Source organism: Pelagibius sp. Alg239-R121, from assembly GCF_947331435.1.
GTDB lineage: Bacteria > Pseudomonadota > Alphaproteobacteria > Kiloniellales > Kiloniellaceae > Denitrobaculum.
In genome coordinates this window covers 325,434-351,841 of record NZ_CAMZOF010000005.1, presented here as the reverse complement: position 1 = coordinate 351,841, position 26,408 = coordinate 325,434, and the positions used below count along the sequence as shown (strand labels likewise).

Here is a 26,408-nt window from a genome sequence, read left to right as displayed (position 1 = left end):
ATGCTCCTTAAGAAAGTGTTAACGACGGGCAGACAACACCGCTCAAGGGGAGTTTTATTCATTTATTTTCAGTCACATAATTGTTAATCTGGATTGATTACTGATCTAAACAACTCAAGACTCCGTACAAGCGTTACAGAGTAAATTTCCTACAGCGTTTCGAGCGCTCCCCTGCCGCGCCCAACAGCACCCGTCAGACCAAACGCCATCGTGTGATCGCACAGCCGCACCTGCGGAGATCACGCTTGAACAGCCCCCACCACTTCAGCAATAACTATGAAACAGCGATGCGGCGCCCCTGCTTTTACGCAGGCTCATCGCGCAACGGGGTCTTCGTCCCAGCAGCGCCAGAGAGAGATCGTTCATGATTCAAGCAATCAGGAACATGAACCATCCCCTTACTGTAATGGTTAGAGGCTGGATCACGTTTCCACTGATGCAGTGGAAACGGTCGGGCTTTATAGGAAAAGCAAGTAACAGAGAGAGCGAAAGATCATGAACCAGGTTCAGTGGGGCATTGTCGGCTGTGGCGAAGTGACGGAAGTAAAGAGCGGTCCGGCACTGCAAAAGGCCGCGCGTTCAAGCGTGACGGCCGTCATGCGGCGCGATGGTGAAAAGGCCGCCGATTACGCCCGACGGCATGGGATCGGAAAGTCATATGATTCGGCGCAGGAACTCATCGACGATCCCGATGTGAACGCCGTCTACGTCGCGACACCCCCAGCCAGCCATTGTGAACTGACGCTTGCAGCCCTGAAGGCTGGTAAACCGGTTCTCGTCGAAAAGCCCATGTCTTTGTCCCTGAATGAAGGCAAGATCATGAGCGCGGCGGCCAGGGAAGCAGGACAATCCCTCGTGATCGCCTTCTACCGTCGCGCTCTGCCGCGTTTCGAACGGATGCGCGAAATCATCCAGGATGGGACGATTGGCGTTCCACGCTGCGTGTCGGTAGTTCACCGCATGAAACCGGACCACAAGTCTGCGGACAACTGGCGTCTGGACCCCAAAATCGGAGGCGGCGGCTATTTCGCCGACATGCAATCCCACACTATCGACTGGCTGAGCTATGTCTTCGGGCCGGCGAACAGCGTTCAGGCACAGGTACGGCGACAGAGTAGATCCCACGCCGCCGAGGACCTGGTTGCCTTCAGCCTGGGCTACGACGACGTGGTGGCATCCGGCCTCTGTACCTACAGCGTCAGCGAACAGGCGGAATCGGTCACCGTGCTCGGTGACAAAGGCTCCGTCTCGATGGGTTTCTTCCGTCCCAGCAAGATCACCCTGACAACAGCAGAGGGCGTGCAGGAACTCGATCTGCCGGATCCACCGCATGTGCATCAACCCTTTGTCGAAAAGATGGTTGCCCATCTGCTTGATGACGCAGCAAACCCCTGTTCCCCTGAAGTCGGCCTGCGGACCATGGGCGTGCTCGACCAAATTTATCAAGGTTTCGACGGAGGATAGGCGGGTATGGTCTCTGCGATCTATCTCGGTCACATTTCCAACAATATTGGCTGCGACTCTTAACGCACTGGCTCAGAGTTCGAGAGTGGTCGAGGCGTGTCCAAAGCAAAATTCAATAGTCACAGGCGACTGTTCGTGACCGGTGCCATGGCCGCGGCGGCAACGCTTGGCGTGGGGAGCTTTTATGCCTATGGACGTCCCCACTGGGTACCGTTAATGCGAAAAATTCAAGGCAGAGAAACTGTCACCTCGGTCATGCAGCGCTACGAAGAGTCAGCTCTCGAGCGCCTAGAGCCCTACTTTAAGAACGCCTCGGTTCCCCTCCCGCCTCGGAAAATTACCCTGCTGGCTTTGAAGCAAGAGCGAAAGCTCGAGCTTTGGGTGCAGGCTGACGACGAGTCATCCCCTGGCTCCTACACCTTTATAAGAGACTACGACATTCGCAAGGCAAGTGGTGTCGCGGGCCCGAAGCTGCGCGAGGGCGACCAGCAGGTGCCTGAAGGCTTTTATCAGATCGAAGGCCTTAATCCGAACAGCAGCTATCATCTGTCGATGAAACTCAACTATCCCAATCTCTTCGACCTCAAACATGCCGTGTCCGAGGGCAGAACCGAACCCGGCAGCAACATCTTCATCCACGGCAAAGCCAGCTCCGTAGGCTGCCTCGCCATGGGCGATGAACCCATCGAAGAACTCTTCGTACTTGCGGCAAAGGTTGGTCATGAAAACGTAAGGGTCGTGATTGCCCCCCGGGACCCGCGTCTCAAGGTCATCAAGGCCGATCCGAAAACCATGCCTGTCTGGACCCCGGAGCTTTACGAAGCGATCATCACAGAATTCCGGAAGTTCCCCCGCCCCATCTGATTCCCCCATTTTTTCGATCATGACACTTGAAACGTGATCCGTCTCTTGTAGGCTCGCGCGAAAGCTCCGGCTTGCAGCAAAGCCGGCGCCTGCATCAATGGGAGGCAATATGGCAAAGAATCTCGATCTCGATAGTATTGGGCCGCGTACCTGCGCCGTGCATGCCGGGGAGTTTCCGGATCCCGTCACCGGCGCATCCAGCCCAAACATCGTCATGTCGACGACCTTTGTCACGGACGGGCCTGAGGGCTTCTCGGCCTATGAGCTCGATGAGAACAGCCCATTCGTCTATACCCGCCTGGGCAACCCGACCGTCCGTCAGTTGGAGAACAAGCTCGCGGCATTGGAAGGGTCGGAGGCGGCACTTTGCTTCGCTTCCGGCATGGCAGCAGCGGCGGCGATTTTCATGACTTTGCTGTCCAACGGCGATCATGTGATCGTTTCAGACGTCTCCTATGCCGGTATCGCCGAGTTGGTGCGCGATACCCTGCCGCGCATGGGTGTGGAAGTGTCGCTGGTCAACACGGCCAAGATTGAAGATGTCGAGGATGCCATAAAAAGCAACACCAGGCTGATCTTCATCGATACACCCTGCAATCCCCTGCTGCGGCTGACCGATATTGCCGCGGTCGCGGCCATCGCCAAGACACAGGGTGCGCTGGTGGCTGTCGACAACACCTTCGCCACACCTATCGGCACAAAGCCGTTGTCACTCGGTGCCGACATCGTCATGCATTCGGCCAGCAAATTTCTCTGCGGTCATGGTGATGCCATCGGCGGCGCCGTTTGCGCTTCGTCTGAGATCGTCCGCAAGCTCTCGATCGAGGCAACCGTGCACTACGGCGGGATTCTCAGCCCCTTCAATGCCTGGCTGATCGCACGCGGCATCGCCACCCTCCCGCTTCGGCTCAAGGCGCACGAGGAAACCGCATTGGAAATCGCCGCTTTCCTGGAAAACCACCCGAGGGTCGAACGCGTGCTTTATCCCGGTCTCGAAAGCCATCCGCAGCACGAACTGGCAAGACGCCAAATGCAAAATTTCTCCAGCATGATGTCGTTTCAGGTGAAGGGCGGGGAAGCCGAAGGCGCGGCAATGGCGCGCCGCATGGCCGAAGAGCTTTCAATCATTCACTACGCCGTCTCACTCGGCCACCATCGCTCTCTCATCTGCTGGATGCCAACGGCAAGCCTATTGCAGACATCGTTCAGAATGGATGACGCCGGAGAAGGAGACTATCGGGCACTCGCAGGCGATGGGGTGTTCCGTTTTTCCATCGGCCTTGAAGATGCACAAGACCTCTGCCGGGATCTGGACAATGTGATGTGAGCCGCGATCCGGCTACATTTAGCGCAAGAGCGATGGTGAGGGAGACGTTCAAAATCATGAAACGCCTTTCAGGGAACCAATTCAGCTCCTAGCCTCGCATAAAAACGACGTCGATCTGCAATTGCCTACGGAGTGTCTTGGAAAAATTGGTCTCGACAATCATATGCGGTTCCATGCCGAGCCCGTGTAGGTCCTGCAAAAAGGAAAGATAGGTTTCCTCTCCTTTGTAGAGGGAGAACAACGACAGTTCCATCTGCACGCCCTTGACCACATTAAGAGTTTCCGGTGCCCCGTTAAGCACGCTTCGTTCAAAGCCCTGCGTGTCGATCTTCAGGAAAACACTCGCAGCCCCCTCCAAAAGACCGGGCAAAATGCTGTCGAGACGTCGTGACACGACAGTCAGCTTTTCGCGCACCTCGGTTTTCGGCAAGGCCTCCATCAAAGCATCGCTTGCCTCGAGCGCGCTGCTCATGTCGCTCGCTTCTGAAACATTCAGGGTAATCTCACCGTCACAGTCCCCAATTGCCATAGGCGGAGCAACCGTCCAGAGCGGATCCGCAGCCGCCGCCTGCTGCAATGCCGCGTAAGCCGAGGGAACCGGTTCAAAGGATAGAATACGCCCCCGGTAGCCGGCATCACGAAGGGAACGGCCGGTTTGCCCAACGTTTGCGCCGACATCCAAAAATAGATCAACGCTCGAGGAATTCAGGACCTGAACCAATTTTCCCGGCGTTGTCTTACTGATCTTCTTTTTAAAGAGACGGAAAGGCACTTGGATCCGCTCGCTTGAATTTGTTGCCGTGAGGAAGGTGACTCCTTCTCTCACGCCGGACCAGCAGCACTCAAGCCTTTCCTGCGTGAACTCATCGAGTTTCTCAGATGTACAACCGGATGGACTACCGACCTTTCCAAACGGGATCGCGTTTTTCGGCAAAAGCCCGTGCCCCCTCCAGGTTATCTTCACTGTCGTAGAGAACGTCGACCGTCGGGAACTGGCGCTTGGTGATCTTGTTCATGGCATCCTGGAAGGTCATGGCCTCGGCGGCGCGGGCGACTTCCTTGATGGAAGCGAAGACCAGGGGCGGACCGGCAGCCAGCATCCGGGCGGTTTCGCGTGCACGCTCCATCAATTTATCTGCTGGCAGAATCTCGTTCACCAACCCCCAGCGATGGGCTTCCTGGGCGTCCATCCAGCGGCCGGTGAACAGCAGATCCATTGCCACGTGATAGGGAATGCGTTTCGGCAGCTTCACGGTTGCGGCGTCTGCCAAGGTTCCGGCGCGGATTTCCGGCAGGGCGAAGGAGCTGTGCTCGCTGCAATAGATCATATCTGCCGAAAGCGCCAACTCGAACCCGCCTCCGACCGCCATCCCGTTGACCGCCGCAATCACTGGCTTGTTCAGGTCGCGCAGCTCCTGCAACCCGGCAAACCCGCCAACGCCATAATCGCCGTCCACGGCGTCACCCTCTGCGGCAGACTTCAGATCCCAACCGGCACAGAAAAATTTCTCACCTGCCGTGCTTACGATCGCCACCCGCAGGTCGGGATCGTCGCGAAATGCTTTGAAGGCCTCTCCCATTTCGCGGCTTGTCGCAAGATCGATGGCATTGGCCTTGGGCCGGTTCAACTCAACTTCCAGCACCGCCCCGTCGCGGCGCAGTTTAATCACATCGCCGTTGCACACATCGCTCATGCTTCTTCCTCTCTCATTCTCACCAGGGCATCGACAGCATAAGCGCCTTGCCCGACTTCACAGACCATCAGCGGATTTATCTCAAGCTCTTCCAGCCGAACCGCGTTGGCAAGAGCGAAGGTCTGGGTGGCTTCTATCGCATCAACAAGTGCCCGCCAGTCTGCAGCCGGCCGGCCGCGCCATCCGCATAACAAAGAGTGTATCTTCAAACCAGCCAAAGCCGCCTCGATGTCAACACGCGAAGCCGGCAGCATGAGGGTCGCCGTATCCTCCAGCAACTCGGCCAGAATACCGCCGGCACCAATCAGCAGGTGCAGCCCGAACACCGGGTCGCGGCGCACACCAACAATCAGCTCTGCCACAGGCTGCTCGATCATCCGCTCGACCAGAACCGCGTCGCCAAGCGGTAGCAGGCGCGCAAAAACTGTGCGAACTTCGGCCTCGCCTTTCGGGTTCAGGGCCACCGCACCGGCCTCGGTTTTGTGGGTGAGGTCCGCATTCACCGCTTTCATAGCGACGGAACCGAGTCTGGCAACGGCTTTAACCGCCGCGTCCGCATCCCGGCAAAGTTGGGAGTCAGGAACAGCGAGACCCTGCTCCGCCAAAGCGCGTTTCGAATGCGCTTCATCCCAGGCGAAGATTGCGCCGCCACTGACCGGTATGTCATGTACTGCAGCAGGCACCGCCTGCCCGATGAAGGCTGCAGCCGCAATGGCATTCAACGCTTCTTCCACGCCGAGGAACGGCAGAATGCCGCGTGCCATCATGGAGTTCGCACGTGCCTCAGGGAGGCATTCAGGCAGAGTCGCGATCACCGCTGCGCGCCCGCGGGTCTTCGCGGCGGCCGTGGCGAGCGCATCGACGGTGATTTCCCAGGAATCGGCCCTGCCCGCTTCGGGTTTCGGGAAATCAAGAACCAGGGCGGTCACTTCCTGCGGAGCCCGCATCACTGCCGTGAAGGTCTCGCTCAGACGATCACCATCGCCCCAGTCAAAGGTATGATAATCAAAGGGATTGGACACGGTAACCAATGGCTTTACAGTCCCGCGTATGCGGGCAATGTCTTCCTCGCAGAACGTCGGCATCGGAACGCCGAGGCGTTCCGCGCTATCCGCAATGATGGAAGCTTCGCCGCCGGAACAGGACATGGATACCAGATCCGCAGCCGGCAAAGCCCCCCAGAGATGCAAGAGCTTCAAACTTTCAAGAAACGCTGGGATCGACGACACCCGAGCCAATCCGAGGCGACGAAAAAACGCGTCCGCGACCGCATCGGATCCCGCGAGTGAGGCCGTATGAGAAAGCGTCATTTCCACCGCCTGCGCCGAGCTGCCGGACTTCATCACGACGAGGGGCTTGCCGCCCGCCCGGGCTGCGTGCGCGGCCTGCGCAAAAGCAGCGGCGTTTCCTACGCCCTCGATATGGAGGCCGATGGCGCTCACCCGTTCGTCGTCAGCCAGCGTGCGGATCACATCGGCCATGCCAATCATCGCCTGATTGCCAAGGGTCAGCATATAGGCAATGGGCAGGCCGCGACTTTGCATGGTCAGATTAATGGCAAGGTTCGAGGATTGAGTGACGATGGCGACGCCCCGCTCGACACGCTTGCCCCCGTGGACATCGGGCCAAAGCAAGGCGCCATCAAGGTAGTTGATCAGGCCGTAACAATTAGGCCCGATGATGGGCATGGATCCCGCGGCTTCGAGTAAGCGGTCCTGCAGTTCGGCACCTTCTGCGCCCGCTTCGGCAAAACCCGACGCAAAGCATACCGCTCCACCCGCGCCTTTGGCGCGCAAGGCCGCGACGATCTCAATCGTCAGCAGGCAGTTGACACCAACAAAGGCGACATCGGGCGCCGCCGGCAATTCTTCAATTGAGCGGAAACAGAATAACCCTTGCATTTCCCGTTTCTCAGGATGCACCGGCCAGATATCTCCGGCAAAATCCATGCGCCGGCACTGGTCGATCATTGCGTGAGCCCAGCTTCCGCCCAGTACGGCGATGCTGCGTGGCCGCAGAAGCCTGGTCAGATCATGCTGCTGAGTCGACGTCATAACGGCGCGAAACCTCAAGCACCAAGACGACGCAGAATATCCCGGCTGATGATGTGCCGTTGAATTTCGGACGTCCCATCCCAGATACGTTCGACTCGAGCATCGCGCCAGAAACGCGCCAGCGGCAGGTCGTCCATCAAACCCATACCGCCGTAGATTTGGATCGCCTCGTCAGTGACCCGCGCCAGCATCTCGCTGGCATAGAGCTTTGCAGAGGCAATCTCGCGGTTGGCCTCCAATCCTTCATCCAACCGCCAGGCCGACGCCAGGGTGAGCCAGTCGGCCGCATCGATTTCAGTGATCATGTCGGCCAGCTTGAAACTGACCCCCTGGAATTTGCCGATCTGCTGACCGAACTGTTTGCGCTCGGCCGCATAGGAGACGGCGTAGTCGTAAACCCGCCGTGCCCGGCCCACACACATGGTAGCCACGGTGATGCGGGTCGCATATAGCCAGGTGTTCATGACTTCGAAGCCGCCATCCACTTCGCCCAGCACCTGCCCCTGCGGCAAGCGGCAGTCGTCGAAGCTCAGGATCACATTGTCGTAGCCACTGTGCGACACCGAGTTGTAACCCGGACGCACTTCGAAACCGGGATGCCCGCGGTCAACCAGAAAACAGGTGATTCGCTTTTTCGGTCCCTTCGGCGTCTGATCTTCTCCGGTCGCGACAAAGACGATGAAAAAGTCAGCGTGCGTTCCGCCGGAAATGAAATGCTTGGTGCCGTTCACGATCCAGTCGTCGCCGTCCTTGCGTGCAAAGGTCTTCATTCCACGCACATCCGAGCCCGCATCAGGCTCGGTCATGGCTAAAGCATCCATCTTTTCACCGCGTACTGCAGGCAACAGATAACGCTCCTTCTGCTCGCCATCGCAGGCCATAAGAATATTCTGTGGCCGCCCCCAAAAGTGGTTGAGCGCCATTGATGCCCGGCCCAGTTCCCGCTCCAGCAGGGCAAAATCCAGATGACCAAGCCCGCCACCGCCAACTTCAAGCGGAAAGTTCGGCGCATAAAACCCCAGATCGATGACCTTGCGCTTGATCTCTTCCGCTATCTCGGTCGGAACCGCACCCAGTTTTTCCACCTGGTCCTCGTGGGGATACATTTCGCGCTCGACGAAGCTGCGCACGGTCTCCACGACCATCTGCTGCTCCTGGGTCAATCCGAATTGCATCTGCCCTCTCCTTCCGCGCTTAGCGCCCACTTCACCAAAGAGCGAACCCTGGTTCTAATGATCTTTTCATGCTTTACATTTTTCGAAGTTTTATTGATATTTTCCGAAATACCATGACAATCTTTTCCGCCACATCTCCTGATCGTGACCACCCGCTCGAGCTGGAGCTTCTGCTTCTGCCGGACACCTCCATGCTGCTGCTGGCCGCTATCGTCGAACCCCTGCGTGGTGCCAATCGCCTGATGGACCGCCAGGTTTACAACTGGCGCCTGTCGTCGCCTGATGGCATGCCAGTCACGACAATCTCCGGCTTCCCGATCTCTGTGTCCGGCTCCTTTGACCCGACAGCCAAGAGGGACGCATTAATCGTCATCGCCGGCTACAACATTGCCAGCCACGCCAGTCGCGATCTGATCGGGAAACTCCGGAAAGCCGGGCGCAAGCCGGCAGTCATCGGGGGCATCGAATCAGGTGCCTGGCTGTTGGCAATGGCGGGTTTGCTGGACGGCTACAAGGCAACCACACATTGGGAAGATCTGGAAGCTTTTGAGGCGCGGTTTCCCAAAGTGGTTCTCCAACGCGATCGTTTCGTCATCGACGGCAACCGCTTCACTACCGGTGGCGCAACCCCGGCGCTCGACATGGCATTGGAACTGATCCGCCGTCGTCAGGGACACGCCCTCGCAATGGATGTGGCGAGCCTCTTTATCTATGAGGACGCCAGCCTACCCAGCGACCCGCAACGCAGCATTTCCCTGGGGCAATTGGCAACGCGAGAACCGCGTGTGGCCACCGCTGTGCGCCTGATGGAAAGCCATATTGAGGATCCACTCACTGTTTCCCAGATCTCGGAGATCGTCGGTCTCAGCAGCCGCCGGCTGGAAACCCTGTTCAAAAGCGAACTTGGACAGGGCCCGCGCGCCTACTACCTGGCGCAGCGCCTTAACACCGCGCGGCGGCAACTTACCGCCGGTGCCGCAAGCGCCATCCAGATTGCCACCTCCTGCGGCTTCAACTCGGCAGCGGCCTTCTCACGGGCCTACCGCGCTCGCTACGGCGAAAGCCCCACCGATACGCGGCGCAAAGCCCGGCAGGCGCAGAGTTAAGATCCATATCAGGGCGGCGACACCAATGCGTGAGCTCAACTATTCTTCGTCGGACCTGCGCGAAACCTCTCGGTCTTGGTGCGGTTTCCACAGGTGTTCATCCGGCACCATCGGCGCCCCCGGCCCCGACCGTGATCGAGGAACAGGCCGGTACAGCGCCCGCACTCCTTAAGGCGTTGCAGGTCCTGAAGCGAGATCAAGTCCGAAACGGCCAGGGCAAGGCGCGCGCGTACAAGTTTGAGTCCAAACTCGGCTTCGCGAACGGACCACCGGAATGAGCCTTCGTTCAGATCGAGGAAGGATTGCGCAATCGCCCACCTGATCTCTCTGCTTAGCGCAGCCGTCTCCTCTTCATCGGGAGTCTGCTTAGCGGCAACCGAGCTGAGAACGCACCACGCCGACTCCCTAAAGCGATGCAACTTCGCCAGTTCGCCCTGTGCAGCTGCGTCATCATCCTGCCGCGCCAACAGCTTTGCTTCCTCGCAGCTCAAGATCTTCGCCGCAAGCGCCCAGTCCAGGACCGTCGCCCAATCGGGAATCCCGCTCAGGGCGCGTGTCTTCTCTACGTCATCGATTGTGTTGATGAAATCGAGCCCGGCATGACCGCCGAAGAATCCGAACTTTGTCCAGAAATGTTTATCCATAAAAAACCTATTTATAGAATAATAATGGTTACATCTAGAAAAAATTGTGCAACCTTTAACTATCCTATTAACGGTTACACAGGAAAACAACAATGCTACCTCTCGACAACCGCTTTCAGTTCAATGGCCAGTCCGTGGCCTGGGGATGCATCGGCCAAGGCGATCCCCTGGTAATGGTTCATGGATTTCCCTGGTCATCACAGGCCTGGCGGCACATTGCTCCGCATCTGACCGATCGCCGGTCAGTCTACTACTTCGATATGATCGGTTGCGGGCAGTCTGAAATATCAGAGGGGCAGAACGTATCGGCGGCCGTGCAGAACGATCTACTGGCGACCCTTCTGGATCACTGGTCGCTCGATTGCCCCGAAATGGTCGCGCACGACTTCGGCGGCTTGGCCGCATTGCGCGGACATTACGTCAACGGACTTAGGTATCGCAGGCTAACCCTCATCGACGCGGTCGCGGTTCTTCCTTCTGGATCCCCCTTCTTTGCACATGTCCGCGAGCATGAAGAGGCCTTCGCGCAACTCCCCGCTTATGCCCACGACGCGTTGTTCCGCGCCTACATACAACGGGCCGCCCATAAAAATCTCCGTGAGGAGGCCATAGAGATCTACGCGCAAGCCTACCAAGGGGAAATTGGGCAACCCGCGTTCTATCGGCAGATCGCCCAGTCGGACACCAGATACATTGAGGAACTTCAAGACCAGTACGGTCCCATGGACTGCAACGTCGACATCGTCTGGGGTGAGCAGGACAGCTTCATTCCTCTCAACCAGGGCGAACAGCTGGCGGCAGTGTTAGGCGCCAACAGCCTGACTCGCGTCGGCAACGCCGGACACATCCTTCAGGAAGATGCCCCGGAAGCCATTGTTGCTGCATTGCTGAGGGCGTGATCTGCAGCCAACATCTCGCCGGCGTACCACTTGGCAAATGCGGCGACATTGGCTTCCAGGTGCGGTGAAAATCGCCCCTGAACGGCAAACGGCGAATTCAAACCACGCTGCTGGTTTTCGAGCACAGGTATATCCTCTGCAATCGCCGCATCGAGGCGGTGATAATAGTGCTTTGCCCGGGCCTCAAAGTCCGGCCACTCCGTCACTTCCTGTGGAAAACAGATAGTCTGGGTGACACGGCAACTGCGCGCGTCGATCGGATTGGCTTCGTAGATCCACAAGGAGTCGCTGGCGGCTGCAAAAGTCATGTTTGGGAACAGCCAAGTATAGCGGACCCCTTTGCTGGCGGCGTCCTCAAGGCCAGACATGGCGGGCAGGGCGTGGTCCTGCTGATGCTCCAGCAGACCACCCGTGCCATCGGTTGCGCCGAACTGACTGGCGTAGGCACCGCGTGCCGGGCTTGCGACTTCGGGCCGGTTATAAACTCCGTCGATCGAATCCCGATGCACATAGGGCAGGTGATAATATTCGTTAAAGACGTCCAGGAAGCTCTTCCAGTTACAGCGCACCTCGAAGGAATGCCGGCGAGTCGGCACCAGATTATTCAAGGGCCAGGGCGAATGGATTTTCGCAAAATTCCCAAACTCTTCACTCAGCGATGGCGTCGCATCATTCAGACACACAAAGGCAAAGCCGCCCAACTCTGCCGCCCGAAACGCAGTCAGGCCGTAGTCGGCCTTGTCGAAACCCGCCGCATCCTCCATGTGCGGAACGCCTATCAAGCGACCGTCGAGCTTATAGCCCCAGCTGTGGAACGGGCACCTGATGTTGCGGCAGTTCCCCTCACCGTCCAGCAAACGCGCGCCGCGATGACGGCAACTGTTGGCAAAGGCCCGCAACACACCGTCCTTGCCGCGAATGACGATCAGCGGCACCCCGCCAACTTCGAGAGCCTCGTAGTCGCCCGCCGCCTTGAAGCGTCCGCTGTGACCAATCCCGATCCACTTGCGCCGGAAGAAAGTCTCGATCTCCGCCTGCAAGACCGCTTCCTCGGCGTAGCACTGCGGCGGCAGACAGAAAGCCTCGGCAGCCGGTGCGATGCAGTTTTGCAAATCTTTTGCGAGGGCATAGCTCTTCGGTGGGCCGGCGGCGAGGTCAGGGCGATGCAACATCTGGTCAATTCCCGAGCGATCAAGTTTGGATTCAGTGGTGCTTCCGCGCGGCGGCGGCCTTCGCATCGATTAACGGCATCCGGACGCCGGGCTGTTGTACAGCAGGGTCGTTGGCCCGCCGCGCAAAGACTTGTCTTACCAGTGGCCGGAAAAACTCGAGCGGAAGGTAGTCGTAGGTCGGGTCGAAACTGGCCTGATCCCAGCGTGCGCAAAATTCGACGCAGTCATTGAAGTAAGGATTGCCCCGATAGCGATCTCGAACATTTGGATCTTCGCCAAGTTTTTCCGCGTAATAAACTTTCTGGAAATCCGCATGGACCTCTACCGTCCAGACACACTGTTCCCGCAGAAAGGGCCTAAGCACCAGCGCGGCATATTCATCGTGATTGTAGGGCGCGTGAAGATCGCCAACGTCATGCAGCAAAGCCGCCACCACCCAGTCGGCATCTGCACCGTCCCACCAGGCCCTTGTCGCCGTCTGGAGCGAATGATCAAGCCGCGTCACCTTGAAGCCGGAAAATCCCTCTTCAAGTTGACTCAGGGACTCAAGCAGACGGTCGCCGACTTTGCCGGCATATTCGACATCACGGTCGCGCAGAAGCTCGTAGTCTTCCCGGTCGCCATGCTTCATCTGCGAAAACTTGACCGTTTCCATGGTTGGGCTCCGCCATTACTCAAGTCAGAAAATCGCCGACCTCCCGTGGCCGCTTTTGCTCATTGTTCCCGGCATGAAAGCCTCGCGCCGAACGCTGTGCGGCACAAACAATGAATCTGCAGCCATTGACAGTAGAGAATCTAATGGGTCACTTTTGTCAGATGAACCGCGCCCTGCCCCCACTCACCTGGTTTCGCGCATTCGAGGCCTCGGCACGTCATTTGAGTTTCACCCTGGCGGCTGGGGAGTTGAACGTCACACAGTCGGCGGTCAGTCAACATGTGCGGGCTCTGGAACAAAAGTTTGCAGTGATGCTTTTCGAACGCAAACCGCGCGGACTTGCCCTGACCGAAGCTGGGCGCAGGCTGTTGCCCTATGCTGCCAGTGCAGTGGACGAGCTTGCCAAAGCAACGGCGATGTTCCTGCCGCGCGTGCACGCAGAACGCCTCGACATTGCCTGTACGACGACCTTCGCGGTCGTCTGGCTGGTGCCGCGGCTGGAGCGATTTCGCCGGGCAAACCCCGATGTCACTCTGCGCCTGCTGAGCACCCTCTGGCCCGACGATTACCTGACGGAAAAAACCGACATCCAGATCAGGTTCGGCAGCCGCGCGCTGTTAAACGACGAACCGGCGCTCACAATCGAGGATAACATTATTCCCGTCTGCACGCCGGACCTTGCGCCTTCAATTGACCGCACAGATTCGCTTTGGGATTTGCCGATGATCGAAACCATCGGCGCCCTCTACAGTTGGGAGCGCTGGTCACAGGAGGCAGGTCTCCCCACGCCACCTGCGCCGAAATTCGTGGTGGATTCGATGATCCTGGCTAAAACGATGGCCGAATCCGGGGAAGGTGTGGCGTTGGCCAGCCGCTTCATCTGCCGCGACTCAATCAGCCAAGGTCAACTGATAGTTCCCATCGATCGTCCCGTAAGCAGCGACGACTGTTTTTCCGTTTCCCTGTCAGAATTCACCACGGAAAAACCAGCCGCGAAAGCGTTCTATGACTGGCTGCTGTCTGAGATTGGTGACGAGGCTTTCCTTGTCACGGCACTTGACTGACTGTTGCGGGGAAGCCCGGCAGAAAACCGGGCTTCCATCACAGGATGTGATTGCTGTTTTCGAATCAACAAAAAACGCCGATCGACCTCCATCTCACGCTAATGATCAGATAAAAAACGGCGAGCGCATTTGCCGGCTGGCTTCCTCCGCGACGCCTGCATCGAAAACTCGGGTATAAAAGGCTGCGTTCATTTTTGCGATCTGCGCCGGGAAGTCATTCAGTGCAAAGGCCTTGGCGTTTTCGATCGTGTCAAAGGCATCGATGCCGCCCAGCGTATTGGTGTGCAGTCCGCTGAGCCATGTCTTCGCCATCAGGCCAGGTTGTTGTTTTAAATGCGGATTGCGGTCTCGCCAGGGCGCTTTCTCGAAGGGTACGTTGATCTGAACTTCTGTATAGACGAAAGCACCGGGCTTGCTGTCGGGCGTCACGCCGAAATGCGGTGAGTCCATATCGCGGCTCGCCGCCTCAACAACCGCAGCATCGAAGATCCGTGTGTTATGGGCCGCCCCCACTTGCCGTGCTTCCTGCGGGAAGTATCCCGTGACGAAAGCCTGCGCGTTTTCGATGCTGTCAAAAGCATAGATCCCCCCGAGCGAGTTATTCCCCACTCCGGCCAGCCAGGTCTTGTTGAGCAGGCCCGGTTGCTTCAGCAACGCGGCGTTGATGTCACGCCAGGGTGCATCGGCGAAGGGAACTGAGATCTGAACTTCGGTATAAACAAAGGCTTTGGGGGACATCTTTTTCTCCTCTTGTGTCGACAGTGTTGCAGCCAAGCTCATCCGGCTGCCGATACCACTCGCCAGCAAGGCGCCAGCAGTTGCGCCGGCTGTCAGGCCTAGAGCCGCACGGCGGGTTACAGAGTTCTGGCTTGGGGTGGCAGAGGGACGATCTACGGAGCTCGCCGTGGGTTCATCGACTCTGCTCAATTGATCCTCGTGCATCTTCACGACCTCTCTCCAAACGGGCCGCCGAAACCGGCGGTATGTTGAATTTTGATGAAAACTTTAATATAACGATCGCTATATAAAAGCAGATAGATAACGATCGCTATGCTGTCAAGCATTAAATAACGATCGTTATATTAAAGAGGTGTGCGATGCGCTATAAGCCCGGCCAGAAGGAAGAGACGCGGCAAAGAATGCTGGAGGCCGCAAGCCGTGGGTTCCGAAGCCAGGGCTACGCCGGCATCGGTGTCGACGGCCTGGCCAAGGCGGCCGGCGTTACTTCAGGCGCCTTTTACGCGCACTTCGGATCAAAGGACGCCGCTTTCGAAGCAGCCTTGGTCCTTGGATTGGATGAGGTCATCGAAGGAATCCCGGCATTCCAGCGCGAACACGGCGCCGGCTGGATAGAAGCCTTTGCTGATTACTATCTCGGCAAAGCGCATCGCGACGACCACGCCTGCGGCTGTGCCATGACCGCCCTCACCCCGGAAGTGGTTCGTGGCAGCCGCGAGATGCAGACGCTTTATGAGGAAAAGATGATTAAGATCGCGAAGCTCATGGCGAGGGGACTGAGGGGCGGCTCAGAACAAGACCGCCTCGCCCGCGCCTGGTCGACGCTGTCTGTACTCATCGGAGGCCTGACGGTCAGCCGCGCAATGCCCGGCACAAACACATCTGAAAGAATTGCCGAGGCAATCAAGGCGGCAGCAATTCAGGCCGCAGGACGGACGCAGGAGTCCTGAAGGCCTAAGACCGGAAGGTTGGCAATAAAGCAGTCCCGTTTCTGACCACTAATCATGGTGTCGGGAGTTGAGTTGTCACAGCAGGACGACGCCTTGACGAAAACACGGATTTATCGAATAGCTGGCCGTCTTTGCCAGTCAGCAACAAGCTTTGAGTTGGCTTAAGGTTTTCCAAGCCGGCAGACGTTTCCGAATTTCCACAGCGATATCCAGACGTGAGGCCTCTTCGCAGCCAGGTTCTAAACCCGCTTGCCTGTTTTGAGGTTTAATTACAAACCCACAGGCCGGTCGAGTGTTTCACCGCCTTGCCGGCCTTTGCGCAGTTCCAAACCTTCACGCCTTGTTGGCCATAGTGATCGGCGTAGCTGACCACCTGTGTGCCCCCTGAGCCTTTGTAGAGAGTCTTCGACGCACTGACGAAGGGCACCATACGGGAGATGGCATCGGCCATGGAAATGCGGCCGCGGGACAAATCATTTGCGATCCGTTCGACTTTCTTCTCCGTCGACTTTCCGGGCTTGTTAAGCGCAAACACCGGTGGCCGGGCCTTTCCGCTGGCAAGGAAGGCCTGGCGCGCCAGAAGCGCGACAATCCATCCTTCGGCTTCAAAGCGAAGCAGTTTCTGCTGGTACTCGAACGCCCAGTCTTGCAGACGCTTCTTTGCCGGATCAGACAAACCTACGGATGTCGTTGCGTGAGCGATCTCCTCGAGAAGAATGCGCAGAAGAACATCCTCGCTCTCGGTCTGGAGCGTATTGGCTGAGAGCTTTATCTGATCGCTATCGGGTACGAACGCAGCCGGATAAGTGATGCCCAGGCAGGTCACGATCAGACCGCCACGGCGACTGAAATCATTGAACCTGCCTTTTACATCTGGGATCCCGGCAGTGCGCAACCTGTTCATTACGACAGTAAGCGCTTGCGGCACGTCCGGCGCACGGGTGCGAATATCGTAAATGCCGCACCCATTGCCGGACCACCCCGTGACCCGATAGCGGCTCTGGGCTTTACCCTTACCATCCGTGCAAGGCGCGCAAGTGATCCAACGGTCGAGCAGTGCCGACAGGATGAACTCGTCTTTGTTGGTCCTGTCGTCATCGAAGACCAAGAGCGTCAGCTTTTTGTTGCCTTTTGGCACCGGAATCCGGGCCGTGCAACTTCGCGCGTCCCGGCATACAGGCGCGCAGGCCTGTTGACCCGTATCCGGATCCTGAGCACAGATCTTGATATCCGGCAGGATATCCTTCGGATTGCCTAGAAAAATACTTCCGAGCCCCGTATCCCAAGGCAAGCCGTTCTTGCGCACTTCGCCCGGCTCGACCTCGACCGTGATCGTCTCGGCCAGGACTTCCGGCGCCGTCAACATCAAGACGGCAAAACAGATTGCCGCCTTTACACCCATTTTCATCGTCACTCCCCCAAATGCAGCATTCCCTCTGCAGCTCAGCAAGCCCGGCCGCGCTGTTACAGTGGATCAATCCTGATACATTTTGGACAAAATTGCGCGCGTTCCGGACAAACTGCGCGCCGTCCCTTCCCAATCGTCACGCTAGCTGACCAAATCAGTATGAGTTTACGACAGTAGACGCGCGCTGATCGGGTTTGAACGGCTGAACGCTCGTTGCAGCGCGTCGGTAACCATTGCGATTGAACCTCATCTGTACAGGAGCGTCAGAGATGGCATCCGTTACGCGGAGCAAAAAGCGAAGTATCGACGAGATCAACCCTAACTATGACGAAAAGCCGAGGGTCAGCAAACGACTTAAACTGGAGCCAAAAAGGATCGTAACCTGGAACCTTCAGGGTGCAGGTGGAGACGCGGCTAAACCTGCAGAGGTAAGGCGGTTAATGGGGGTTCCGGGAATAGATGCGATCTGTCTTCAAGAGTGCGGAGATCTGTATAACTGGAATGATGACGATTTGCCGTTTGGCTGGAAGATAGCCAAACACCGAAATTGGAATGCGGGTGGTGGAAACAACCGCTGTTCACTTGCAATTCTTGCCCGATCTGGCGCTCACCGGACAAAAACGATTGAGGCGACATGGGATCAGGGACGACCGATGATCGGTGCAAAGATCGATGGAGGGATATGGGTGTGGTGTGTGCACGCACCACATCATAGCCCGAACTACGTGTTATCAGCTGTCGGTGCTGCCAGATTAAATTCGTCAGACAGCGGAAAATGGATCTGCGCTGGTGATTTCAATCTGGAGCCTGGAAATGCGATGCCTTGCGATGGCGCCGCTGTAGTCAATTGCGGCAACAAAACACACCAGGGTGGATTAGAGCTCGACTACGCCTTCGTATCGACAAGCCATGCAATGAGACAGAATACCCTGCGCGGCAATGCTTTAATATCTGACCATTTTTGGGTTGAATTCTGGCTGAACAACAGGTGATGCGAAAAACAGCCTCTTCCGGTTGACCCGAAGCTAACAGCTGTTCCACGAGTTGGCGAAGTGCCGTCGGCAAGTCTTCGTATCTTGTGATACTGCTGGCGAGCCTTTTCGTTTTCCGCGTTTCCTCCACCTTGGCCAATTCCGCCAAAACCCAGAGAATACCGGCACTGTCCGACAAACCTGCACTGGGCCTGCTAAGGGCAGGTGAAATCGCTTTTCATGAGCGCGGCAAAAGGGCGGCGTTTCAGGTTGATTTGAAACGCCGCCCTGATTCTTTGCCGATGGCTTCCATCAGCATCCTGAGTGTCCCTAGGTTGAGGTCACTCAAGATAATCTGAGCGGATCACCGGGACGGACGCGAAGCCCTCTCCTTAGAGATCAACTCAGATCAAAACGATCCAGATCCATAACCTTGCCGAAAGCGGCGGCGAAGTCGTTTGCGAAATCCTGCTGCGCATCGTCACAGGCATAGACTTCCGCGATCGCACGGAGCTGGGAGTTCGAACCAAAGAGCAGGTCGACGGAGGTGGCGGTCCACTTGACGTCGCCAGTCGAACGGTCCTTGCCCTCGAAGACTCCTGCATCAGCGGCTGACTTTTCCCACTTCGTGCTCAAGTCGAGCAAGTTGACGAAGAAGTCGTTGCTCAATGTCTCTGGCTGTTTGGTAAAGACACCCTGTGCCGACTGTCCGCTGTTCGCATTCAGAGCGCGCAGACCACCGACAAGCACCGTCATCTCGGGTGCAGTCAGCGTCAGCAGGCTCGCCCGATCAATCAGCAGTTCCTCCGCCGAGCGGCCATTTCCGCTTCCGAAATAGTTGCGGAAACCGTCGGCGGTAGGCTCCAGTACAGCGAAAGACTCGGCGTCGGTCTGATCCTGCGTGGCGTCCGTGCGGCCTGGTGAGAAGGGAACCATCACATCGTTGCCGCCTTTCTTCGCTGCGCTCTCGACAGCTGCGCAGCCGCCCAGGACGATCATGTCGGCAAGGGAGACCTTCTTACCACCGGATTGGGAAGCGTTGAAGTCCTGCTGGATGCCTTCCAGCGCGGACAGAACGCCACCCAAGTCGGCCGGGTTATTGACCGTCCAATCCTTCTGCGGTGCCAGACGGACACGCGCACCGTTGGCGCCTCCGCGTTTGTCGGAGCCGCGGAAGGTGGAAGCCGAAGCCCAGGCGGCGGAGACCAGCTGGGAGACGGTCAGACCCGACGCCAGGATCTTGCCCTTGAGATCTGCGGCGTCCTGATCGTCGATCAGGTCATGGTCGACCGCGGGAAGCGGATCCTGCCAGAGCAGCTCTTCGGCCGGAACCTGAGCGCCCAGATAGCGGCTGAGTGGTCCCATGTCACGGTGGGTCAGCTTGTACCAGGCCTTGGCAAAGGCCTCGGCGAACTGGTCCGGATTCTCGTAGAAGCGCCGGGAGATCGGCTCGTAGATCGGGTCCATCTTCAACGCGAGGTCGGAGGTTAGCATCATGGGCGCATGACGCTTCGCCGGATCGTGTGCGTCCGGTACGGCATCCGCCAGGGCACCGTCCTTGGGTTTCCACTGCTTCGCGCCGCCGGGGCCTGTCTCCAGTTCCCATTCATACTCGAAGAGGTTTTCGAAGAAGTTGTTGTCCCACTTCGCCGGTTCAGTGGTCCAAGCGCCTTCCAGGCCGCTGGAGATCGTATCGACGCCCTTGCCGCTGCCGTAGCTGCTCTTCCAACCCAGGCCCTGATCCTCGATGCCGGCGCCCTCAGGCTCCGGGCCGACGTACTGGTCCGCATCGGCCGCACCGTGGGCCTTACCGAAGGTGTGCCCACCGGCAATGAGCGCGACGGTTTCCTCGTCATTCATCGCCATGCGCGCAAAGGTCTCGCGGATATCGCGGGCCGACGCGAGCGGATCCGGGTTTCCGTTCGGGCCTTGCGGATTCACGTAGATCAGGCCCATCTGAACGGCACCGAGCGGATTGTCGAGCTGCCGGTCGCCGCTGTAGCGCTTGTCGTCGAGCCAGACAGTCTCCGGCCCCCAGTAGATGTCTTCTTCCGGCTCCCAGACGTCTGCGCGGCCACCGCCGAACCCGAGGGTCTTGAAGCCCATGGTCTCCAGGGCGCGGTTGCCGGCGAAGATCATGAGGTCGGCCCAGGAGATCTTGCGGCCATACTTCTTTTTGACCGGCAGCAGCAGCAAGCGCGCCTTATCCAGGTTTACGTTGTCGGGCCAGCTGTTGAGGGGGGCAAAGCGCTGGGTGCCGGAGGCGCCCCCGCCGCGGCCGTCCTGGATACGGTAGGTGCCGGCGCTGTGCCAGGCCATGCGAATGAAGAGCGGACCGTAGTGGCCGTAGTCGGCCGGCCACCAGTCCTGCGACGTCTTCATCACTTCGTCGACGTCCTTGGCCAGGGCATCGAGGTCAAGGCTCTTGAATTCTTCGGCGTAGTCGAAGCTCTTGCCCATCGGGCTGACCTGAGGGGCGTTCTGGTTTAGAACCTTCAGGTTGACCTGGTTTGGCCACCAATGCTGGTTCGCCGTGCTGCCGGTCGCCAGGTGTTTGTGTGACCCGTGCATTACCGGGCATTTGCCTTCACTGCTTCCGCTCGATCCGTCCATGGTTTTCTCCAATCGTCTTCTGATGGTTTGCCCTGTTCGGATTGGAGCGCGACCCTTCTCGACAGATGGTGCCAAGAAGCTGAACCGCCCTCCAACCGTATGTTTTAGAGGCTGATTCAGGTTTCCCACTGCTTCAGTGAAAACCGATCAGGCTCCAACGCCGAATTCTGTCCGAGACCTCAGCCTAGAAACGCTGCCAACGAGGGGGATCCCCTGGAACTGCTCCCATTCTCGATCTCGGGCCCGCCTGCTCAGCGAACCTCTCCACATATTAGAACGTTTCTAAAAAAATAAACATTAGAATATTTCTAAAATGATCGAAATTCTCTATCGTCACGATAAATTGTTTGCATGACGGCTGTAGCTCGACGTTTTTGGCTCTCCTGAAGCGAAGGAACCACGCGAACCGCCATCGCCGACAAAGATTTCAGCCAGGGTCGGCTTGAGAGGAGTTGTCACGGGCGAGTTCGTTTTGAGCCATTCGTTTCGAGCAGGCCCGTTTCCGGCACCGCAGGCTCCGCTTCGTATCATTGATGTCGATCACTTGAAGCGCAAAGCAAGACCCGGCCCCATTTGACTCAGATATCCTACCCACTGCCGGCGAACAAAGACGCGGGCAGATTAATCACCGTACTGACCGAAGGCTTACCCAACAAATTCACCGACTGGATCGACGACTTATTGGCGGTACCCTGTCTGCCCGTTGCCAACCCCTGCCTATAGAAAGCCTGAAAGGATCCGGCTCTCGGCTCGCAACGTCACACGTTCCTAGCCGAGAGCCGGAGAAAGACGTCTCTATGACTCGTTATCAACGATCCTTGGTATTAGCATGTCTCAAAGCGGGTAGCTTTCAGGGCAGTCTCATGACCATCGGGCATTCCAAAGTACTCTTGCCGTATTTATGAAGCGAGCGTGACAACGACGCTTAGGCTGATACTCTGCGGGGGTATCAGATCATCAGATATCCCGCCGGATACGGGTGCATCCTTAAATGCCTTCGCCCATCTTTACATTCCACCCGCTGGAACACGCTTCTTTCGGCATCTTGGCCGACTTCACCGCGCAATCGCCGGCCACAGCTATCGACACCTTTATCGCCGCCGGCGAAGAGATCCGCACACGTTTTAACGCGGCAGGCGGGTTGATGCTGGTCAGGGGATTGCACGCCCTGGAGCAAATGCCCGAGGAATTTGTTCGCCTCTCCAGGGTCTTCGGACCGGAGGTCGAGAACTATCATGAGACCCTGACTTCGCCACGCTTCTTTCACGAGACCGTGCCGGAGATCCTCGTCCTGTCCAATCTACCACCCTGTAATCATCCACCGCCGCCGAAACCAACCGGGAGCGAGTCCGAAGGGCTGCCGGTGCAGTTTCCGCAGCAGAAGAACTGGCACACGGATCAGAGTTATAGGCGGCCGCCACCTGATATCACACTGCTGTACGGTGTCACGACACCACGGCGCGATCAGGGGCAAACGCTCTATGCAGACTGTACTGCAGCCTACGCTGCGCTGAATCCGGCATTGAAGGAGAAGATCCAGCATCTGAGCGGCATTCATGCACCGAGTTGGATCGGCCGCACGCCGGACGATGTCCGCGCGGGCGTGCAACCGAAAGACCTGTTGCCTCATCAACAGCCGCAACGCCAACCATTGATAAGGTTTCATCCAGATACCGGAAAGCCGGCAGTTTATATTTGCGAGGAGAAGCAGATGGATTTTGTCGAAGGGCCCATCGCGGGCCTGGAACCCGGTCCGGAAGGCGAAGGAGCTGAACTTTTGCGCTCGCTGTTGCGGCACGTCACAGGGCCTGACTTCACCTACGTCCATGAATGGGCGCCGGGCGATCTGGTGATCGGGGACAACCGCTCGCTGCTGCATGCCGCCACCTGGTACGACGCCGACTGCTATCCGCGACTGATGTGGCGCACCACGGTAATGGGCAATCCGGGCACGGAGTATGCAGGAGAGGCGAAGAGTTGGATTCCGCCTGAAGGCTATAGACTGATGGAAGGAATGGAGGATGCTTAAGCGAGCTGCAATTAGCAGTCAGCGGTCCTGCAATTTAGTGTAAGCTGTCTGCCATCACGCATGCACCTGCAGAGGGAATGTTGTCACCATGCTTCGTTTCGGTTTGGTAGTTGCACTCTTCCTCCCGCTCACCCTGACTCTGGCTCCCGACGCTGCACTGGCCAGCAAGTGCTTTGCCTATGTCGAACGGGAACCTGAACAGCAAACAGCAGGTCTTGTTCCCGTCGGCCTCTTGGACATTCAGGCGGCACCGGCAGTCGAGATCACCTTTGTCGCTCATTCGACTTTTCGCCTGAAGACTCCCGCAGGTGTGGTTATCGCGACTGACTACGCCGGCTATGCCGGGACCGGGTCAGTGCCGACGCTGGTCACCATGAACCACGCGCATGAAACACACTTTACCTCCTTTCCCGATCCGGCGATTGAGCACGTACTGCGCGGCTGGAACCCTCAAGGCGGGCCGGCCAAGCATGCCCTGACGGTCGCGGACGTCCACATCCGCAACGTGCCGACAGATATCCGCAGCTGGGACGGCGGCAGCGAAGCCTTCGGCAACTCGATTTTCATCTTCGAGGTTGCGGATCTCTGTATCGGTCACTTGGGGCATCTGCACCACAAACCTTCACCGGAGCAACTCGCCATGATCGGCCGCCTGGATGTGGTCTTTGCGCCGGTCGACGGCAGTTATACACTGGACTTGGTTTCCATGATCGAACTGCTGAAGGAACTGAGGACCAGTCTCGTAATTCCCATGCATTATTTCGGAAGTGAATCCCTGAAACTGTTCCTGCTGGGCATGGCCACGGATTTCGAGATCGACATCGCCAAGGAAGCGACCACGGAGATTTCGTTGACCTCCCTGCCCCGGCGGCCAACCGTTCTGGTGCTGCCGGGAAACTGACACGCCGCTGTTTCGCCAACTCCCAAGTTGTTGATTAGCCAAGCCGAAAATCTTTGATAGGTTTTGCATCTTCACGCCAAACCGCAGAGGAGTTCACCATGGCAAGACTGACGACAGCAGGGCGCCTCACCACACTTACAGCAGTGGCCATCCTGACAGCCGCGGCGCCATCGCTGGCACAGGACCGCGATTTTTCCAAGGTCGAGATCAAGACGGAGAAAGTCACAGATTCAATCTATGCCCTCTTTGGAGCCGGCGGTAATATCGGAGTTTCGGTCGGTAGCGACGGCGTCTTTATTATCGACGATCAGTATGCGCCCCTGAGTGACAAGATCCTGGCGGCCGTGCGCGAACTGAGCGATAAGCCGATCCGCTTTGTCATCAACACCCACTGGCACGGCGACCACACAGGCGGCAACGAAAACATCGGGCGTGAGGGCGCGGCCATTGTTGCACATGAGAACGTCCGCAAACGCCTGTTATCGCCGCAGACGATTCCGGCTTTCAACCGCACTTTCGAAGCAGCCCCTGCGGGAGCCTTGCCACAGGTCACCTATGTCGATGGCGTGACCCTGCATCTGAACGGCGAGCATGCGCGGATCGCTCATCTACCCAACGCACATACCGACGGTGACTCCTTCATTCATTTCACCGAGGCCAACGTCGTTCATACAGGTGATCTCTTCTTCAATGGCTTCTACCCCTTTATCGACGCCTGGAGTGGCGGCTCGATCGATGGCGTGATCGCGGCAGTCGACGTCATCCTCGGCATCGCCAATGACAAAACCAAAATCATTCCCGGTCATGGCCCCTTGGCCACCCGTACGGACCTGGTCGCCTACAGGGACATGCTGCAACGGGTGAACGATTTAGTCACGCAAGGCATCGCCGATGGTAAGTCGGCCGAAGAACTGGTCAAGTCGGGCGCCTTCACCGACATCGAAACCACCTGGGCGGACGGCTTCCTGAACACTGAAAAGTTCATCAGCATCGTTTACGAAGGCAAGCGCTCTTAATCAGAGACCCAAAGTGCAATCGGCTTTCGCTGTTCGGCTTGCGAACCTCTGCGTGCGTGATCATTGAGTGAGAGCACGGTCGCTCTTGCCTGGTACCGTCAAGAACGATCGTGCTCTGAAACCTTCGCGGATCGCATCCGCCATCGCGGTGACGGCGTCGCCCGCCATGTTCTTTCGCAGATACATGACGACGTTGGATGCATCGATATCACCAAAGCCATCGGCTGCAGTTAACTCACGGCAGCCGGCGGGAATGTTGCTGCGCGACAGCGGTGCAATCGCCAGTCCCGAGGAGACAGCGAGCTTAAGCCCGGCGCTGGTGTCGCTGCGATAGGCAGCCCTGTAACTATGCCCGCGGCGCTCCAAAGAGCGGATGGCGAAGTCCATGCACCAGCCGTCGTTCTGATACAATGCAACAGGCAGCGGAGACCGCTCGTGCATTCTGTGCACCTCCGATGTCGCCCAAACCGTGGGATCGACCATCAATACCTCTCCCCGTGGCGCCTTCGCCCACTCGAAGATCACGGCCAAATCCAGTTCGCCGCGTTCCAGCGCCTCCTTGTGCACGGAGGAGCAGCCATAGCGGACCATGATCTCTACATTGCTGTGCACCTTGCCAAAGGCGCCGAGCGCCCGCGACAGAACGGATGCGCCATACTCTTCGGGAATTCCTATGCGCACCTGCCCGTCAAGCGGCGGTGCAGTGAGCGAGGCCGCCGTTTCGTCGAGCAGGTCGACAATCCGCCGTGCATTTATGAGCAGCGAACGGCCTCTGCGCGTCAGCACGACGCCACGTGGGCCACGCTCAAAGAGCGGATCGCCGACCAATTCCTCGAGGCGTTTCATCTGCATGCTCACGGCAGATTGGGTCCGGCCGAGGGCATTGGCTGCGCGGGTAAAGTTCTCTGATTCAGCAACCGCGACGAAACTTCGCAGCAAATCGCTTTCGAGTTGAAGCGTCATTGATAGGCATTCCAAACATTGATGTCTGACATCATGGATATTCGTTGGTCAAATGTCAAAGTCATCCCCTAATTTAAATTCGATATGGGAATGGAGAGTGCCGTCATGACGATGATCACAGAGACATTTGGCCCTGCCGTGCAGGAAGAACGAAACGATCAACCAGACACACAGGACGTCAATTTACCGATCGCGCATGCCCCAAAAGAACTGCTGGAGAAGAAAGACGACCGCCTGTTGCGTGACGTCGGCCTGGCACGTGACAGCGCGTCCGGCGAAATTGCCCGTTTCTGGTCCGAGTGGTCGCGGCGGCGTGGTCCCGGGATGCTGTGAGGAGAGGAACCAGGTCTGCCGCGATGCCAATGTTGCCGAGGGTCCCGGTTTCGTCGAAAGCCGCAGTGCGGCAAATCGTGAAGAAATAGAGCGCAGTCTGGGCGAAATCCTATCTGATTCACGCGAATCCGTGTTCAACGCCTGCCTATCAAGCCAGATTGCAGGGAGAACGCGCCAAGCGGCGCAAAAATCCATTCATGGTTTGAACCTCACCCGCCAAGCACGATCCGATCTTGCGGGCAGGCGTTCGCGTATCTATGTTTTCAAGCGAAACGAAACCTCGGATTTGTGATCGCGCGCGGGCGAGTGCGCCGGATGCGCCAGAGGTTCGGCGTTCCCGAACACACGAGCTAATTTGCGGAAAACAA

23 protein-coding genes are annotated in these 26,408 nt (G+C 57.8%); 12 read left to right on the top strand and 11 right to left on the bottom strand.

Annotated elements, in window-relative coordinates; translation table 11 throughout:
• Positions 1 to 495: 495 nt before the first annotated feature.
• The 3 genes from QMZ18_RS17980 (at position 496) to QMZ18_RS17970 (ending at position 3,655) form a co-directional block, all read left to right on the top strand.
• A complete protein-coding gene (locus QMZ18_RS17980; RefSeq protein WP_282607708.1) occupies positions 496 to 1,464 on the top strand; it encodes a Gfo/Idh/MocA family protein in 969 nt (322 codons plus the stop codon).
• A 96-nt stretch (positions 1,465 to 1,560) separates the two neighbouring features.
• A complete protein-coding gene (locus QMZ18_RS17975) occupies positions 1,561 to 2,328 on the top strand; it encodes a murein L,D-transpeptidase family protein (protein ID WP_282607707.1) in 768 nt (255 codons plus the stop codon).
• 109 nt (positions 2,329 to 2,437) lie between these two features.
• Positions 2,438 to 3,655, top strand: coding sequence for a PLP-dependent aspartate aminotransferase family protein (locus QMZ18_RS17970; RefSeq protein WP_282607706.1), 1,218 nt, complete (start codon positions 2,438 to 2,440; stop codon positions 3,653 to 3,655).
• Between the two features lie 88 nt (positions 3,656 to 3,743).
• Here QMZ18_RS17970 and QMZ18_RS17965 read toward each other — a convergent pair whose 3' ends face one another.
• From QMZ18_RS17965 to QMZ18_RS17950, 4 genes are all read right to left on the bottom strand, one after another.
• A complete protein-coding gene (locus QMZ18_RS17965) occupies positions 3,744 to 4,427 on the bottom strand; it encodes an FkbM family methyltransferase (RefSeq protein WP_282607705.1) in 684 nt (227 codons plus the stop codon).
• Positions 4,428 to 4,551: 124 nt separating this feature from the next.
• Positions 4,552 to 5,349, bottom strand: coding sequence for a carnitinyl-CoA dehydratase (locus tag QMZ18_RS17960; RefSeq protein WP_282607704.1), 798 nt, complete (start codon positions 5,347 to 5,349; stop codon positions 4,552 to 4,554).
• Entirely contained in the window at positions 5,346 to 7,403 is a 2,058-nt protein-coding gene (locus QMZ18_RS17955) for an acetate--CoA ligase family protein (RefSeq protein WP_282607703.1), read from the bottom strand. The genes QMZ18_RS17960 and QMZ18_RS17955 overlap by 4 nt, the downstream gene beginning before the upstream one ends.
• A gap of 14 nt (positions 7,404 to 7,417) precedes the next feature.
• Positions 7,418 to 8,578, bottom strand: coding sequence for an acyl-CoA dehydrogenase family protein (locus QMZ18_RS17950; RefSeq protein WP_282607702.1), 1,161 nt, complete (start codon positions 8,576 to 8,578; stop codon positions 7,418 to 7,420).
• Between the two features lie 113 nt (positions 8,579 to 8,691).
• On the opposite strand from QMZ18_RS17950, the gene QMZ18_RS17945 reads away from it, so the two are divergent.
• Positions 8,692 to 9,684, top strand: a complete 993-nt coding sequence (locus QMZ18_RS17945; RefSeq protein WP_282607701.1) for a GlxA family transcriptional regulator — start codon at positions 8,692 to 8,694, stop codon at positions 9,682 to 9,684.
• Positions 9,685 to 9,719: 35 nt separating this feature from the next.
• Here QMZ18_RS17945 and QMZ18_RS17940 read toward each other — a convergent pair whose 3' ends face one another.
• A complete protein-coding gene (locus QMZ18_RS17940) occupies positions 9,720 to 10,328 on the bottom strand; it encodes a CGNR zinc finger domain-containing protein (protein ID WP_282607700.1) in 609 nt (202 codons plus the stop codon).
• Positions 10,329 to 10,420: 92 nt separating this feature from the next.
• Between QMZ18_RS17940 and QMZ18_RS17935 the strand changes: the two genes are divergently transcribed.
• Positions 10,421 to 11,227, top strand: a complete 807-nt coding sequence (locus tag QMZ18_RS17935; protein ID WP_282607699.1) for an alpha/beta fold hydrolase — start codon at positions 10,421 to 10,423, stop codon at positions 11,225 to 11,227.
• Here QMZ18_RS17935 and QMZ18_RS17930 read toward each other — a convergent pair.
• Positions 11,179 to 12,399 (bottom strand): aromatic ring-hydroxylating dioxygenase subunit alpha, encoded by a 1,221-nt coding sequence (locus QMZ18_RS17930; protein ID WP_282607698.1) that lies wholly within the window; start codon positions 12,397 to 12,399, stop codon positions 11,179 to 11,181. The genes QMZ18_RS17935 and QMZ18_RS17930 overlap by 49 nt on opposite strands.
• Positions 12,400 to 12,430: 31 nt before the next feature.
• On the bottom strand, positions 12,431 to 13,054 hold the full coding sequence (locus tag QMZ18_RS17925) for an HD domain-containing protein (protein ID WP_282607697.1): 624 nt from the start codon (positions 13,052 to 13,054) through the stop codon (positions 12,431 to 12,433).
• A 143-nt stretch (positions 13,055 to 13,197) separates the two neighbouring features.
• On the opposite strand from QMZ18_RS17925, the gene QMZ18_RS17920 reads away from it, so the two are divergent.
• The gene (locus tag QMZ18_RS17920) at positions 13,198 to 14,118 is read left to right on the top strand and encodes a LysR family transcriptional regulator (RefSeq protein WP_282607696.1); all 921 of its coding nucleotides are present in this window, start codon (positions 13,198 to 13,200) and stop codon (positions 14,116 to 14,118) included.
• A gap of 105 nt (positions 14,119 to 14,223) precedes the next feature.
• Here the strand turns inward: QMZ18_RS17920 and QMZ18_RS17915 are convergent, their stop codons facing one another.
• Entirely contained in the window at positions 14,224 to 15,060 is an 837-nt protein-coding gene (locus QMZ18_RS17915) for a YdhR family protein (protein ID WP_282607912.1), read from the bottom strand.
• Between the two features lie 155 nt (positions 15,061 to 15,215).
• Between QMZ18_RS17915 and QMZ18_RS17910 the strand changes: the two genes are divergently transcribed.
• Positions 15,216 to 15,806: a TetR/AcrR family transcriptional regulator gene (locus QMZ18_RS17910; protein ID WP_282607695.1), complete on the top strand. Its 591-nt coding sequence runs from the start codon at positions 15,216 to 15,218 to the stop codon at positions 15,804 to 15,806.
• A 265-nt stretch (positions 15,807 to 16,071) separates the two neighbouring features.
• Here the strand turns inward: QMZ18_RS17910 and QMZ18_RS17905 are convergent, their stop codons facing one another.
• A complete protein-coding gene (locus QMZ18_RS17905) occupies positions 16,072 to 17,214 on the bottom strand; it encodes a hypothetical protein (protein ID WP_282607694.1) in 1,143 nt (380 codons plus the stop codon).
• A gap of 269 nt (positions 17,215 to 17,483) precedes the next feature.
• On the opposite strand from QMZ18_RS17905, the gene QMZ18_RS17900 reads away from it, so the two are divergent.
• Complete coding sequence (locus tag QMZ18_RS17900; RefSeq protein WP_282607693.1) at positions 17,484 to 18,206, top strand: endonuclease/exonuclease/phosphatase family protein; 723 nt, start codon at positions 17,484 to 17,486, stop codon at positions 18,204 to 18,206.
• Positions 18,207 to 18,584: 378 nt separating this feature from the next.
• Here the strand turns inward: QMZ18_RS17900 and katG are convergent, their stop codons facing one another.
• Positions 18,585 to 20,798, bottom strand: coding sequence for a catalase/peroxidase HPI (gene katG / locus QMZ18_RS17895; protein ID WP_282607692.1), 2,214 nt, complete (start codon positions 20,796 to 20,798; stop codon positions 18,585 to 18,587).
• 991 nt (positions 20,799 to 21,789) lie between these two features.
• Here katG and QMZ18_RS17890 point away from each other — a divergent pair.
• The 3 genes from QMZ18_RS17890 (at position 21,790) to QMZ18_RS17880 (ending at position 24,744) form a co-directional block, all read left to right on the top strand.
• Entirely contained in the window at positions 21,790 to 22,827 is a 1,038-nt protein-coding gene (locus QMZ18_RS17890) for a TauD/TfdA family dioxygenase (RefSeq protein WP_282607691.1), read from the top strand.
• Between the two features lie 88 nt (positions 22,828 to 22,915).
• Positions 22,916 to 23,728 (top strand): MBL fold metallo-hydrolase, encoded by an 813-nt coding sequence (locus tag QMZ18_RS17885; protein WP_282607690.1) that lies wholly within the window; start codon positions 22,916 to 22,918, stop codon positions 23,726 to 23,728.
• 98 nt (positions 23,729 to 23,826) lie between these two features.
• Positions 23,827 to 24,744: an MBL fold metallo-hydrolase gene (locus QMZ18_RS17880; RefSeq protein ID WP_282607689.1), complete on the top strand. Its 918-nt coding sequence runs from the start codon at positions 23,827 to 23,829 to the stop codon at positions 24,742 to 24,744.
• Positions 24,745 to 24,804: 60 nt separating this feature from the next.
• Here QMZ18_RS17880 and QMZ18_RS17875 read toward each other — a convergent pair whose 3' ends face one another.
• Positions 24,805 to 25,707, bottom strand: a complete 903-nt coding sequence (locus tag QMZ18_RS17875; protein ID WP_282607688.1) for a LysR family transcriptional regulator — start codon at positions 25,705 to 25,707, stop codon at positions 24,805 to 24,807.
• A 105-nt stretch (positions 25,708 to 25,812) separates the two neighbouring features.
• Between QMZ18_RS17875 and QMZ18_RS17870 the strand changes: the two genes are divergently transcribed.
• Positions 25,813 to 26,040 carry a hypothetical protein gene (locus QMZ18_RS17870; protein ID WP_282607687.1) on the top strand — a complete coding sequence of 76 codons (228 nt, stop codon included), beginning with the start codon at positions 25,813 to 25,815 and terminating at the stop codon, positions 26,038 to 26,040.
• Positions 26,041 to 26,408 lie beyond the last annotated feature (368 nt).

Excerpts from the sequence above, each read along its gene's own strand:
- QMZ18_RS17980 (WP_282607708.1), top strand. The coding sequence starts at position 496 with ATGAACCAGGTTCAGTGGGGCATTGTCGGCTGTGGCGAAGTGACGGAA.
- QMZ18_RS17970 (WP_282607706.1), top strand. The coding sequence starts at position 2,438 with ATGGCAAAGAATCTCGATCTCGATAGTATTGGGCCGCGTACCTGCGCC.
- QMZ18_RS17960 (WP_282607704.1), bottom strand. The coding sequence starts at position 5,349 with ATGAGCGATGTGTGCAACGGCGATGTGATTAAACTGCGCCGCGACGGG.
- QMZ18_RS17955 (WP_282607703.1), bottom strand. The coding sequence starts at position 7,403 with ATGACGTCGACTCAGCAGCATGATCTGACCAGGCTTCTGCGGCCACGC.
- QMZ18_RS17950 (WP_282607702.1), bottom strand. The coding sequence starts at position 8,578 with ATGCAATTCGGATTGACCCAGGAGCAGCAGATGGTCGTGGAGACCGTG.
- QMZ18_RS17945 (WP_282607701.1), top strand. The coding sequence starts at position 8,692 with ATGACAATCTTTTCCGCCACATCTCCTGATCGTGACCACCCGCTCGAG.
- QMZ18_RS17940 (WP_282607700.1), bottom strand. The coding sequence starts at position 10,328 with ATGGATAAACATTTCTGGACAAAGTTCGGATTCTTCGGCGGTCATGCC.
- QMZ18_RS17935 (WP_282607699.1), top strand. The coding sequence starts at position 10,421 with ATGCTACCTCTCGACAACCGCTTTCAGTTCAATGGCCAGTCCGTGGCC.
- QMZ18_RS17930 (WP_282607698.1), bottom strand. The coding sequence starts at position 12,399 with ATGTTGCATCGCCCTGACCTCGCCGCCGGCCCACCGAAGAGCTATGCC.
- QMZ18_RS17925 (WP_282607697.1), bottom strand. The coding sequence starts at position 13,054 with ATGGAAACGGTCAAGTTTTCGCAGATGAAGCATGGCGACCGGGAAGAC.
- QMZ18_RS17920 (WP_282607696.1), top strand. The coding sequence starts at position 13,198 with ATGGGTCACTTTTGTCAGATGAACCGCGCCCTGCCCCCACTCACCTGG.
- QMZ18_RS17915 (WP_282607912.1), bottom strand. The coding sequence starts at position 15,060 with ATGCACGAGGATCAATTGAGCAGAGTCGATGAACCCACGGCGAGCTCC.
- QMZ18_RS17910 (WP_282607695.1), top strand. The coding sequence starts at position 15,216 with ATGCGCTATAAGCCCGGCCAGAAGGAAGAGACGCGGCAAAGAATGCTG.
- QMZ18_RS17905 (WP_282607694.1), bottom strand. The coding sequence starts at position 17,214 with ATGAAAATGGGTGTAAAGGCGGCAATCTGTTTTGCCGTCTTGATGTTG.
- QMZ18_RS17900 (WP_282607693.1), top strand. The coding sequence starts at position 17,484 with ATGGCATCCGTTACGCGGAGCAAAAAGCGAAGTATCGACGAGATCAAC.
- katG (WP_282607692.1), bottom strand. The coding sequence starts at position 20,798 with ATGGACGGATCGAGCGGAAGCAGTGAAGGCAAATGCCCGGTAATGCAC.
- QMZ18_RS17890 (WP_282607691.1), top strand. The coding sequence starts at position 21,790 with ATGCCTTCGCCCATCTTTACATTCCACCCGCTGGAACACGCTTCTTTC.
- QMZ18_RS17885 (WP_282607690.1), top strand. The coding sequence starts at position 22,916 with ATGCTTCGTTTCGGTTTGGTAGTTGCACTCTTCCTCCCGCTCACCCTG.
- QMZ18_RS17880 (WP_282607689.1), top strand. The coding sequence starts at position 23,827 with ATGGCAAGACTGACGACAGCAGGGCGCCTCACCACACTTACAGCAGTG.
- QMZ18_RS17875 (WP_282607688.1), bottom strand. The coding sequence starts at position 25,707 with ATGACGCTTCAACTCGAAAGCGATTTGCTGCGAAGTTTCGTCGCGGTT.
- QMZ18_RS17870 (WP_282607687.1), top strand. The coding sequence starts at position 25,813 with ATGACGATGATCACAGAGACATTTGGCCCTGCCGTGCAGGAAGAACGA.